The 12,242-nt window shown below is 30.2% G+C and carries 11 protein-coding genes; 6 read left to right on the top strand and 5 right to left on the bottom strand.

The window, feature by feature from the left end:
• Positions 1-73: 73 nt before the first annotated feature.
• Positions 74-862 (top strand): L-seryl-tRNA(Sec) kinase, encoded by a 789-nt coding sequence (pstK, locus tag F555_RS0107115; RefSeq protein ID WP_018154529.1) that lies wholly within the window; start codon positions 74-76, stop codon positions 860-862.
• A 13-nt stretch (positions 863-875) separates the two neighbouring features.
• On the opposite strand, the gene F555_RS0107110 is transcribed toward pstK, so the two are convergent.
• The 3 genes from F555_RS0107110 to pyrE all read right to left on the bottom strand — a co-directional run bounded on the left by F555_RS0107110 (position 876) and on the right by pyrE (position 5,050).
• Positions 876-2,150: an amidohydrolase gene (locus tag F555_RS0107110; RefSeq protein WP_018154528.1), complete on the bottom strand. Its 1,275-nt coding sequence runs from the start codon at positions 2,148-2,150 to the stop codon at positions 876-878.
• Positions 2,151-2,199: 49 nt separating this feature from the next.
• Positions 2,200-4,230 (bottom strand): metallophosphoesterase family protein, encoded by a 2,031-nt coding sequence (locus F555_RS0107105; protein ID WP_169330643.1) that lies wholly within the window; start codon positions 4,228-4,230, stop codon positions 2,200-2,202.
• Between the two features lie 253 nt (positions 4,231-4,483).
• Complete coding sequence (pyrE, locus tag F555_RS0107100; protein ID WP_018154526.1) at positions 4,484-5,050, bottom strand: orotate phosphoribosyltransferase; 567 nt, start codon at positions 5,048-5,050, stop codon at positions 4,484-4,486.
• 148 nt (positions 5,051-5,198) lie between these two features.
• On the opposite strand from pyrE, the gene F555_RS0107095 reads away from it, so the two are divergent.
• Together F555_RS0107095 and F555_RS0107090 are read left to right on the top strand one after the other, a co-directional pair.
• The gene (locus tag F555_RS0107095) at positions 5,199-6,536 is read left to right on the top strand and encodes an S-layer protein (protein ID WP_018154525.1); all 1,338 of its coding nucleotides are present in this window, start codon (positions 5,199-5,201) and stop codon (positions 6,534-6,536) included.
• A gap of 107 nt (positions 6,537-6,643) precedes the next feature.
• A complete protein-coding gene (locus tag F555_RS0107090; protein WP_018154524.1) occupies positions 6,644-7,249 on the top strand; it encodes a DUF366 family protein in 606 nt (201 codons plus the stop codon).
• 95 nt (positions 7,250-7,344) lie between these two features.
• Here the strand turns inward: F555_RS0107090 and F555_RS0107085 are convergent, their stop codons facing one another.
• Positions 7,345-8,343, bottom strand: coding sequence for a TIGR01212 family radical SAM protein (locus F555_RS0107085; RefSeq protein WP_018154523.1), 999 nt, complete (start codon positions 8,341-8,343; stop codon positions 7,345-7,347).
• A 435-nt stretch (positions 8,344-8,778) separates the two neighbouring features.
• Here F555_RS0107085 and pheS point away from each other — a divergent pair, with 435 nt between their 5' ends.
• The 3 genes from pheS (at position 8,779) to F555_RS0107070 (ending at position 11,704) form a co-directional block, all read left to right on the top strand.
• Positions 8,779-10,293: a phenylalanine--tRNA ligase subunit alpha gene (pheS, locus tag F555_RS0107080; protein WP_018154522.1), complete on the top strand. Its 1,515-nt coding sequence runs from the start codon at positions 8,779-8,781 to the stop codon at positions 10,291-10,293.
• 128 nt (positions 10,294-10,421) lie between these two features.
• Positions 10,422-10,925 carry a FeGP cofactor biosynthesis guanylyltransferase HcgB family protein gene (locus tag F555_RS0107075; protein ID WP_018154521.1) on the top strand — a complete coding sequence of 168 codons (504 nt, stop codon included), beginning with the start codon at positions 10,422-10,424 and terminating at the stop codon, positions 10,923-10,925.
• Complete coding sequence (locus F555_RS0107070) at positions 10,922-11,704, top strand: SAM-dependent methyltransferase HcgC family protein (RefSeq protein WP_018154520.1); 783 nt, start codon at positions 10,922-10,924, stop codon at positions 11,702-11,704. Before F555_RS0107075 ends, F555_RS0107070 begins: the two co-directional genes overlap by 4 nt.
• Before the next feature lie 19 nt (positions 11,705-11,723).
• Here the strand turns inward: F555_RS0107070 and F555_RS0107065 are convergent, their stop codons facing one another.
• A complete protein-coding gene (locus F555_RS0107065) occupies positions 11,724-12,236 on the bottom strand; it encodes a helix-turn-helix domain-containing protein (protein ID WP_018154519.1) in 513 nt (170 codons plus the stop codon).
• Positions 12,237-12,242 lie beyond the last annotated feature (6 nt).

The raw sequence follows: 12,242 nt of genomic DNA, 5'->3' as shown, positions 1-12,242 counted from the left end.
AGAATGACTATAAATAAGTATGAATGAAATAAGTTAAGCTATTAGCTTACTAAAAACTTAAACTGTGGTATATATGCTAATAATATTAGTAGGACTTCCATCTGTTGGAAAATCGACATTTTCAAAAATACTATCTAAAAAATTGGCTGAAAAGGGAATTGACAATATAATATTGGGAACAGACCTGATAAGAGAGAGTTTTCCTGTTTGGAATGAAAAATATGAAGACTTTATAAAAGATTCAACCTATTACCTTATAGATCAGGCCCTAAAAAAATATGTTGTAATAGTGGATGATACCAACTACTACAACTCAAAGAGAAGGGATCTAATAAACCTAGCCAAAGATGATTCCCATTTTATGATATATCTTCATGCCCCACTTGAGGTATTGATAAAGAGAAACATCGAAAGAGGGCAGAAGATCCCAAATGAGGTTATAACAAACATGTTTAATAAATTTGACCTTCCTGGATCAAAATATAAGTGGGATAAGCCAGATATAACAATAGATACCACCAAGAAAATCGACTACGATGGGATAGTGGATAGAATAATCCAGGAAATTAAAGAAGGGAAAAAGGAAAGAAAACATGAAAAATACAATGATAAAGAAAAAGATAAAGAAAAGGAAAATGAAAAAGACCTTATAAATAACGTCGATAGAATAACGAGAAATATAGTCGGAAATTTTATAAAAAATAACAACACGCTTGACAACAAACAGATCAAAAAAGTTTTAGAACTTAGAAAAACCTTTTTAAAAGAGTTTAAACACAAATTAAAAGACGGCGAATCCCGAACAAATACTGATAACATAGAGAATGAATTCAAAGATTTTTTAAAAAATAATTTAAAATAATTAATATTAATTATTAATTAATTAGATCGTAGTATGCCTTTTCGGCCATTTCATAGACTTTCTCTTCATCAACGTTTACCATCTTTCCATCGTTCATTACTATATTACCGTCGATTATTACGGTATCTACATTTCCGTTGAAGGAATAAACTAAATGAGAATATATATTCTCTTTTGGAATTAAGAATGGTTTGTTTAAATCAATAATTGCCAAATCAGCCAAATAACCTTCTTTTAATTCTCCAGTATTTAAACCTAGAGCTCTTGCCCCATTCTTTGTAGCAAAGTCAAATGCCTCCTTTGCATTTACAACAGTCGGGTTTAAATTTACTCCCTTATGTATCAAAGCACAGGACTTTATTTCTTCAAATAGGTTCAAATTGTTATTACTTCCACAACCGTCTGTTCCAAGAGTTATATTTATCCCATTATCCAAAAGTTTTGGAATTGGAGCAACACCTGAAGCCAGTTTTAAGTTACTTATCGGATTATGGGAAACTGTGATGTTTTTTTCTTTGATAATATTGATCTCACTGTCTGAAAGATGAACACAATGAGCTGCTATAACATTTACGTCATTGAAAAATCCAAATGAATTTAGGTATTCAAATGGTCTCATTTTGGTTTTTTCATTTACCATTTTCACTTCATCCAATGTTTCATTCATGTGTATGTGTATTGGAACATCGTACTCCTTTGCCATATCATGTACCTCTGACAAGAGCTCCTTTGAACATGTGTATGGAGCATGAGGACCAAGGGCGGCATTTATCCTTGGGTTGTTCAAATTTTTAATTATTTCAATGGATTCTTTTGCAGACTTTAGCTCTTTTTTTCTTTTTTCTTCATCATCTAAATCTATCATACCATAAGAAAGTGTGGATCTAATCCCAGTTTCATCCACTGCCTTTAAAATAGAGTCTAAATAGAAGTACATGTCGTTAAAAGTTGTTGTTCCACTTTTTATCATTTCTACACAGGCTAAAAGTGTTCCAGCATAGATTATTTTTTCGTTTAACTTAGCTTCAAGTTTCCAAATATGGTCATTAAGCCATTCCATCAATGGCATGTCGTCTGCAACTCCCCTAAATAACGCCATAGGGGCATGGGTGTGAGTATTTACAAGACCTGGAATTATTACTTTATCTTTTCCATCTATTATCTCGGTTTCATCCTTACTGATTTCTGAAACATCTATTTCGCCTATCTTTTGTATGATATTGTCGTTTACCAATAAATCTTGTTTTTTTCCATTTATTATTCCATTTTTTATTAAAATTGAAGCCATTTTATCTCTCCGAAATCTTTAAGACAAATGATTGATTTATGAAAGAAAATTATGAATCAATATTTAATCTAATTATACACTTATTTTGTTTAATCTTATCCCTAAGATTATTTACAATTTTTTGTAAGTCATACAAATCTACTTCATTAGTTCCTTTTAATAAATGATATTCTTTCATACTTTTAAAATTAACATCATTTTGATACGCATCTAAAATTTTCTTACAGAATTTTGTTTTAGTAAATCCATCGAAATCATAAGGTATTGTTCCTTCATAGGTTATGATACTCCCATCTGGAAGATTATATTCAAATCTTTTTAATTTTTTTTCAGAATTGTCAAAAAAATCAGCAACATCTTTTAATTTTTTTGACTGTATTGGTATTCCTATCTGAGTTTTAATTTTATAATATACATTGATAAAAGCTTCTTTAACCGGTTTTAATTTCATATTTCTACTTCTAAATAAATTTAATATGCTATTTCGGCCTTCTCCTCCATAATGTAGTATTTTATAACCATCCAATATTAATTTATTAACTAAATCAATAACCTCTTCTTCTTCCCCTACGGAAAATTGTTTTATTTTCTCATCAATTAAAAATCCATATAATATAGTATTTGATGAATCGATATATTCCGTATCAAAATAAGCAACTTTTTTTTCAAAAAGCCATTCTAAATCATTAGTTAATATAACTAATTCTCCGTCTTTTGCAAATACTTTTGAAAGGGCATCCATTAATATCATTTTAGATAGTCCGTTCTTTATTTTTTTTACTAATTTTTCAGCATGCTCTTTTTTAATATCATCTGGTTTTTTAACTCCCATCTTATAAAGTTCTATAACATGAAATAAACTAAACCCATATTTACATTTTATATTCCAGTATAAGTTAGGAAAATCTGAAACAAATTCGTCTCCAAACTCTTCTATTGCAGAAGTAAGAATATTACAATCCTTTTCATATAAAAATCCTGATTCATATAAATTCTTATATATTTCTTCTCGAGTTTTAGATGATTTAACTGCAAGTTCAAAGTTTGAGGGTATTTTTATCCATTTAGTTTTAATTTCATCATTTTCTATTTCAATTAATGCCATATTGCCATGAGATAAATCATCATCATGAGATGCTACATTAATTATAGGAGTGTTTTCAAAAAGAGTTTCCTTACCGCCATATCTATGTACATGACCACAAACCACCAATAATGGCTTTTTTTCTTTTACAAATTCTAACAATGGTTTAGACCCAATATGCTTTTCTCCATATCTCATGGCATAATCCAATATACTATAAGGAGGGGCATGGGATAAAATAATCATTTTTTTATCTTTATACTTTTTTGCCATATTGTTAAGGTGTTTTTTAACAGTTTTGTCATCAGAAGATAGAATATAGTTAATTGGTGTTTCAGAAGGAGCTCCCTCTAAACCAATGATTACAAAATCGTCAATTACTAAGGGATTGGAATGCACATTATAAACATTTTTATGTTTTGTCTCTATTTCTTTATATATCGGATGATTATCATTACCAAGAACAAAACATAGACCATATTTAGATAATGCGGATAGTTTTTTAAAATACTCTTTTTCATTAGAAAAATAAATTAATCCTTTAACTTCTCCATTTTTAGTAGTATAGTATGGCATATGCTTTTCAAAAAAATTTTTTATATCTTCAAGTGATGGTTCTTTATTTCCATAGTTGTCCATTTTATAGAATATACTCCTGATTACAAAATCATTGGGGTTATTAAATATATAATTAGAAAGATAATTAATTATCTCTTTTTTTGTATATCTTTTCTTTTCTTTTTTAAAATAGAATACGGCCACATCACTTAAAGTCGCAGATGATCTTTTGTCTATTTTCACAGAAGGAGCGTAGTGTATACATTCTTTATTAAATGTATTAAGACTCTGTTCAACAATTTGTTTTAGAGTTTTTTTTGGCAAACTTTCAAATCTATCAATATCATCTCCACCATATAAAATAATGTCGGGATTAATATCTTTTATGATTTCTAAGCATTTCTTTATGGAATGTACCCGTAAATCTGAAAATGCCACAATTCTTAATTTTGATTTGTGCATATTATCACATATATGGTTTATTATCAAATCTTTGTTTTGTAGTATATGGAACATATTAATATGTTTATATATGAATATATTATGTTAAATAATATCACTTTATTGGCTAAATTATGGGTGTTGAGGAAAATAGTGCTTGCATCATATTAAGGAGTGGATAAACCATTTTTATATGGGTGTTTATTTTTTATATATAAATTAAGAAAGTTAAATAAGAAAATTATTTATTTTAAAAATTTTTCCCTACTCCGAGCTCTTCAATTGTAACCAATGGTATGAGCTCGACATTCATTTCCTTTAAGTTGTCTTTTGCCCCTTCCATTCTATCTACGATAACAAAAACTTTTTCAACTATTCCGTTATTTCTCCTTATTTCATCAACTGCCTTTGCAACACTGCCTCCTGATGTCGTAACATCTTCAACAATGATAACCCTATCGCCATCATTTAATTCTCCTTCAATTTTATTTTTTGTTCCATAATCCTTTGCCTTTTTTCTCACAATAAGAAGGTCTTTTTCTGTTTCAAGTGAAACTGCAGTGGCTATAGAGACAGACCCTAACTCTACACCAGCAATTTTTAAGTTCTTATTTTCGAGCTCATTTTCCTTCTCTAAGTATTCTTTAATCATTTTTGCAACTGCCTTTAAAACCTTTGGATTTGTAGTGGCTTTTTTTATATCCACGTAGTATTTGCTTTTTTTCCCTGATGCAAGTACAAAATCACCAAATTTTACACAATTTACATCCTTTAAGAGCTGAATCAAATTTTTCTTTAAAGTGTCATAATCATTCAAAGTATCACCTTATATCTATTTACCTGGAATATCCTGCAGTACACTTCTAATAGTATCGGCTGATAACTTATAAATTATTGTTTATATATTATATTTAACATATAAGATTCATTTAAGATTCATTTTAAAATAAACAGGTGGTTAAATAATGGGATTTATAGAAAAAATGACAATTCTGGTTTTAACTATTTTGTGTATACTTCCTGCCAGTTATGCCATAATTGGACAAGATTCATTCCATATTATAGTAAACGAGGATAATGTAGATAAAAATTACGCTGAAATGCTCATGAAGAACTACTATTCAAACAAGGAAATAGAAGTAGAAGATGGAAATAAATTAAAAGTTAAAGAAACAATAATATACAACGTTCCAACAGCAACCGATAGTTTTGAGATTAAGGACAGTAAAAGCAAACTTTTTGTAGTATTTGAGAAGGATGATAACGACAATAGGATAAGATATAAAAAAGTAGAATATGAAGAAAACCTTGAAACATCCGATATTGGCAAGGAAATAATATTCTTAGGAAAAGCCTACACTATTTTGGATTACGATAAAAATTCCATGCTCCTTGGCAACAAGGTAAAAGATGTAATAGTAAAAGATAAAGATCCACAATTTGAATATGGAGGGTATAAAATTATTTTGGAGGCCATGAATGAAAACGGGGATGAATTGATAATTAATATATCAAAAAATAATGAATCAATAGATCACCCAAAAATACGAGAGAAGAACTATTATAAAATCAAAAACTCCACAATTTCCATATACTACAACGGTACAGAAAAAAGTGGTAAGTACTATTACTTCTACTTTGAAGTTTATGACGCCCTTAAATTAGAAGATGGAGAAAAATTTGATATTAACAATGATTTTAAAGTATTTCTTGATGATAAAAATATCATACTAAGATATGATAATCCTGAGGAGCTCCCTGAAAACTTCGAGTTACTAAACTATAAAGTTAGTGTAGAGAATATTGATGAAAATAACTCCATCGTTTATTTTAACGTTAAATCCACAAACAATTATGAAGTTGAAATGGATGAAGATACAAAATACTTCGGAAACAACATATTTGCAATTAAAAAAGATGACGAAATAAAACTGTACAAAGATGGAAAGCAGTACAGTAAAATAATAGATTACCAAGGTTCAAAGATCCTACTGGACGATGACGTATTAAAAACCAATAGTGATTTAATACTCATTGGAGGTCCTGTTTCAAATAAACTAACTAAGGAGATAGAAAATTATCTAAAAATACCTATTGATAACGAAAATCCCGGAAAAAACAGAGGAGTTATCCAACTTATAGACAAACCTTACAACCAAAAATACAAAATATTGGTACTTGCAGGCTCAGATAGAAACGGTACCAAAGCCTGTGTATTGGCCTTGATAGATGGTATTTACAAAAACCAAGAAACTTTAATGGTTGAATTAGAAGATGGCGATAAAGTCAAAGTTGTAGAATAATCGACAAATCATGTGGTATAACACATGAATTTTAGTTTAATTTATTTTTTAGTTATTCTTTATAACTTATAATTTACTTATTTTTTAATTTTCTTAATGGTGAAAAAATGGTTGAGATAATAGACTTCGACAATATTTCTGTAGTAATTGTTGACAAAGAAATGAAATATACGGGAAAAGAAATAGAACCATTATGGGCATTTAAAACTTTTAATATACAAAAAGACAGTATTGTAGTTTTTAAAGGACCTATGGAAGTAAAAATCGAAGACATGAAGGATTTAAAAGACGTAAAGGAAGAATCAGAATACCAAATTCCAATAAAGTCTTCTGAAAGTATAAACTACATTGTTGAACACTTCGATAATCCCGACTTAAAAATCACGTACTTGAGGCAGAGAATATTGGTTTCCATTGCAAAAGAAGTTATTGAGGAAATGGGAAATATTAGATTGAAGAGGGAAGGGGATGATTTATACTTTGAAGATAAAAAACTTTCAGTTTGTATTGCATGTAGGGGCGTATCCTCTGGAAAAATCCATCTCGGTATAAATGTAAAAACTGAAGGTACTCCAGAACATGTAAATGCTACAGGCTTAAACGATATAGGGGTTAAAAATATTGAAAAAGTTATGGAAAAAATAGCAACTTTGTATGCAAAAGAGATGACAAAAATTGAAAAGGACATGAGAAAAACCATGGTTTTGATTTAAGATCATCCTTCCGGGAATTTTACCTAAATCATCTCTTCATTATCAATATTTAAAGCTATAATTATTCCTCCAGCCTGTACTCTCCTAAGAAGTATTTAAATTAAATACTTACTTCCTTGCCTGCTTTTTCTTCTCTTTAATTCATTACTTATTTCATTCAATATCTTAAGTCTACTTAAAACCCATTCTGGAGATACCTTTATCTCGTCAGGTACTTTATCCTTTGACACCCTCTGAATTAAAACATACGGCGATAGATGTTCTAAAAAATCACATACTAAACTAACATACTGTTTTTCATCTACAGTTTTGTATTCTCCTTTCCAATAAAGTTCTTCTAATTTCGTGTTTTTAACTACAACCAACGGGTATATTTTCAAAGCATCAATTTTAAGCGCTGAAAGAACTTTTGCAGTCTCCATCATTTCGCTCCAGCTCTCATTTGGAAGTCCCAATATAATATGCCCACATACTAAAATTCCCCTTTTCTTACATTCTTTAATGGCGTTAATAATATCGGAAGTGCTATGTTTTCTATTTAAAAATTCCAGTGTTTTTTGATGTATCGTCTGGATCCCTAAATCAAGCCATATCTCATAACCTTTTTTGACGTAATCACCCAAAATGTCCAGTTTTTCTTTTTCAAGACAATCTGGTCTTGTGCCTATGGACAATCCAATAACGTCATCGTACGAAAGTGCAAAATCCCATAATTCTTTTAATTTTTCAACATCTCCGTAGGTGTTTGTCCCAGGATAGAAATAAATATAAAATTTTTCAATTCCCTTATTTTTTTGTCTTTCCATCTGTACTTCGATCTGTTCCTTTAGGGAGTACTTCGAATCACAGTATTTAACACTAATTGGCCGTCCCATCTTTGGGCAAAAAATACAGCCATTTTTATCCAGTGTTCCATCTTTATTGGGGCATGAAAACCCTGCATCAACAGGGATTTTAAATGTTCTATAGGGTTTTGCCTTTTTTGAATAAATTCCATACTGAGCTATTGGAAAGCCTTCGGAATATATTGAGTCTATAATGCTTTTGTCTATATTGTGGTTATAGTTATTGATTTCACAATTTTCACTCTCCATAAAATCACCAAATGTGTAAATTAGCCTATAATCCGCATAAATTAGAATACGGTTTCTGTGAATTGACGTTATAAATAATTATTAAATTTTTCAATTTAGAAGTATTAATATCCAAGAATTAAATTAAAATTTTAAGTGTTAAATATTGCAAAACGACCACATATGTTCCTATTATCAGATTATTTTAGTTAAATTTAAATTATTGTAAGTTTTTATAACTAATATATTAATTGTAATGGTTAGATGAATCTAAGTCATTCTACAATTAATGATACTTAAATATGAATTGTTAAATTTTAAATTAAAATTTAAAGATAACGATTTACGATACTCATCGCAGAATGACTATATATTGGATATTATATTTATACAAATACTTACACTACAGACGATATCTATTATTATGATTGTGTATGATTATAATTAGGTGAAACAATGGAACTTCATAACGATGAGAAAAGATTGTTGAAAGTATTTCAGGATGTTAAAAAAGAAAGCATGTCTGTTGAAGAGCTCTCCAATTATATGGAAAAAGAAAAGATTATGAGAACTGCATTATGGTTATCTGGAAAGGGCCTTTTGAATATAGTTGAAAACAAAACCAAAATTGCAAAAATAACTGAAGAGGGAGAGGAAATATTAAAGTTAGGGCTACCTGAAAGAAGAGTAGCAAACTACTTAAAAGAAAATGGATTAGATTCAATTCCAATTAAAGACCTTGGGAAGATCCTGAAGAAGGAAGAAATAAACCCTGCACTTGGAAACTTAAAGAAAAAAGGTTTAGTAACCATAGAAAAGGGCAATATAAAATTCAAAGATTTAGATTATGCCGATGATGAAGAAGAATTATTAAAAAAACTGGCTTCATTGAGTGAAACTAAGGGATTCACCCAATTGGATGAATATTCACAGGAAGAACTAAAAACCATAGATAACCTTAAAAAAAGAGGGTTTATCACCATAGAAGAAGTAATAGATAGAAAATTGGAGCTCACCGATGAAGGAAAAAAATTCATAAAGAACCCAATTGAAATAAAAGAAGAAATCACGCAGTTGACAAGGGAACACATAATAAGCGGCAAATGGAAAGAATGTCACATAAGACCTTACGATGTTAAAATACCTACAGAAGAAGTTTATCCTGCAAAAGTACACCCGCTAACAAGAATAATTGATGAAATCAAAGAGATTTTAATTGGCATGGGTTTCAAAGAAGTTAAAAACCCTATAGTTGAAACCGAATTCTGGAATTTCGATGTTCTCTTTGAGCCACAAGACCATCCAGCAAGGGACATGCAAGATACGTTCTTCCTAAGATACCCTGATAAAGGTACAGTTCCAGAGGAGCTCCTTAAAAAAGTTAAAGACATGCATGAGGAAGGATGCATAGATGAAAATAAAATATCTAAGGGATGGTGCTATAAATTCAGCGAAGAAATATCTAAAAGAACGGTTTTAAGAACCCATACAACAGTTTCATCAATAAAGTATTTGGCGTCATTATCTGAGGAAGAAAAAGCCGAACCACATAAAGTTTTCTGTATTGATAGGGTATTTAGAAACGAAGCTATTGACTACAAACACCTTCCTGAATTCTACCAGTGTGAAGGAATCATTATGGACGAAAATGTCAATTTTGATAACCTTGTAGGAGTTTTAACTGAATTCTTGAGAAGATTAGGTTTCGAAAAGGTTAGAATAAGACCCGCCTACTTCCCATTTACAGAACCCTCCTTAGAAGCTGAAGTATATATGGAAGGAAAAGGATGGTTAGAGCTCCTTGGTGCAGGTATATTTAGACCGGAAGTTCTAGAACCTTTGGGGATTAATAAACCTGTACTGGCATGGGGTATTGGATTAAGCAGGCTCGCAATGTTAAAATTGGGACTTACAGATATAAGGGACCTTCATAAGAATGATTTAGAATGGCTTAAAAAAGCCAGAATTTAACATGACGTGTTAGATGAATTCCAAATTTATAAACGATCTTATTTCAAATCCAATAGATAATCCCTTTAAATTTTAAAATTTTGTGAAATCTAAAAAATTTCGCACACTACTACAATAGGTAGGTTAAAATGAAGAATTACGATATAAAAAATCTCGATTTTCAAGAATCTATAAAAACTGCATATTTGGAATCATTAAATAGAACTAGAAAAGGGGATAAACCAGAAGAAGTCGAACTTATTAAAAAAAAGATACTTGAGTCAAAAAACATAGTGATCGCCACCAACAATCCAAAAAAATTTAAAGTAGTAAAGAATATTATTTCAAAGATAGTTAACGCAGATATAAAAATGATTGAAATTTCAACAGATGTTGCAGATTTAACAAGAACACCGGCCATAAATAAAGGCCTAATTGCCGTAGACTCCAAAGATGCAGATATAGTTATTGCAAGAGGAAGGTTGGGGGTTCCAGGCTCAGGTTCGATGCTTGTGATAATGGACAACAAAGGGAGAATACTAACAGGCAGTCTATCCCCATCATCTGTAATACACAAGGAAGACATCGAACAGAGAATAAAAAATGAACTAATTGAAGCATTAAATAGGGTCGGTATAACGGTGAAAGGATGAAGTACGGTATAACAGAAAGCGTAAAAACAATAAATTCTAAAACCAAAGTTAAAGATATAATATATCACATAGTAGAAAAAAAAGCGAACGCAATAAAGTATTTTTTAGAAGGGGAGGAGTTTAAACAGACCGTAGTCTTTGGGGCTTATCTCTGTGGAAACTATATTGCCCATTCACTTACGAGAGATTCAGAAGAAGTTATTCTTGTGGATATTCAACCTCATCTAAAAGATATAATATTTGATGAAAGGATAAAATTTATGGATTTAAACAAGTTTAAATTGAACATGAGAAATGGAAATCTGGATCCAGATTTAATTGTGGATATTACAGGAATCGGCGGTTTAGATTCAGATTTTATATCAAATTTCGATCCAGAAGTACTAATTGTTGAAAATCCAAAGTGTTCATACGACAGGGAAATATTTAAAGTCGATGATTCTTTAGAGAGGCTATGTACCGGTAAAAAAAGAGGAATATTAAATACATATAGATCCTCAAAAATTTCAAAAACATCAGGTACTATGACATTAACTGTTGATACAATACTAGACTCCTGTATGGAAATAAGAGAATTGGATGGAGTACTTTATGCATTACCTGAATTAAAGTACTATGAAGGACTTATTTTTCATGAAAAAGACATTCGTAAATTTTTAAGTGAAGTAAACTCTCCAGCAATAACGGTAAGTTCTTTAGATGATGTTGAAAATGAAGTAGAAGATATAATATGGAAAAACACTTCAAGAATAAATTCATTTGTCGAAAAAATAAAATAAAAATAAATACCGATATTTTTTATATTTTATTAACTGCTATTTCAAGGGCATTCATAAAGGCATCTTTTTCAGGTAGTATAACCGCAACAGGGACCCTCACTATTTTCTCAATACTTGAACTTACAATTGGGGCACAAACTATAGCTTTAGCATCCTCTCTTTCTGCATATATTGCAGCGATTATGCATTCCTCTAGTGAATTTGCAGGATATTCTTTCAGTAGATATTCCTTACCTTTTATTGATATTTTTTTAGTTCTAATTTTATTTAAAGAAGGTCTTGCTGCAATTACTGCTATTTTATCTATGTCGTCTTCGTTACTCTCAAAGCTTTTTATGGTTTCTACAATTTTCTTCAGTGTAGAGACTCTAAAATCTTTTCCATGTACGATTTTATAGATGGTACTGTAAGGAATACCAGATATTTCAGAAAAATCTTTTAAGGGGATATCCAATTCCAAAAGGATTTTTTTGAATTCTTCTACGAACTTTCCAGAGCCTACACTTAGTAAAAGCCTCTCATAAGCTTTCATATTTTC

Origin of the sequence: Methanothermococcus thermolithotrophicus DSM 2095, assembly GCF_000376965.1 — an archaeon.
GTDB lineage: Archaea > AGJL01 > Methanococci > Methanococcales > Methanococcaceae > Methanothermococcus > Methanothermococcus thermolithotrophicus.
Note: the sequence above shows the minus strand (reverse complement) of the source record. Positions and strands in the feature narration are given on the sequence as shown.

Coding starts and splice junctions, on each gene's coding strand:
- F555_RS0107110 (WP_018154528.1), bottom strand. CDS start 2,150: ATGGCTTCAATTTTAATAAAAAATGGAATAATAAATGGAAAAAAACAA.
- F555_RS0107065 (WP_018154519.1), bottom strand. CDS start 12,236: ATGAAAGCTTATGAGAGGCTTTTACTAAGTGTAGGCTCTGGAAAGTTC.
- pstK (WP_018154529.1), top strand. CDS start 74: ATGCTAATAATATTAGTAGGACTTCCATCTGTTGGAAAATCGACATTT.
- F555_RS0107095 (WP_018154525.1), top strand. CDS start 5,199: ATGGGATTTATAGAAAAAATGACAATTCTGGTTTTAACTATTTTGTGT.
- F555_RS0107075 (WP_018154521.1), top strand. CDS start 10,422: ATGAAGAATTACGATATAAAAAATCTCGATTTTCAAGAATCTATAAAA.
- F555_RS0107090 (WP_018154524.1), top strand. CDS start 6,644: ATGGTTGAGATAATAGACTTCGACAATATTTCTGTAGTAATTGTTGAC.
- F555_RS0107085 (WP_018154523.1), bottom strand. CDS start 8,343: ATGGAGAGTGAAAATTGTGAAATCAATAACTATAACCACAATATAGAC.
- F555_RS0107070 (WP_018154520.1), top strand. CDS start 10,922: ATGAAGTACGGTATAACAGAAAGCGTAAAAACAATAAATTCTAAAACC.
- pheS (WP_018154522.1), top strand. CDS start 8,779: ATGGAACTTCATAACGATGAGAAAAGATTGTTGAAAGTATTTCAGGAT.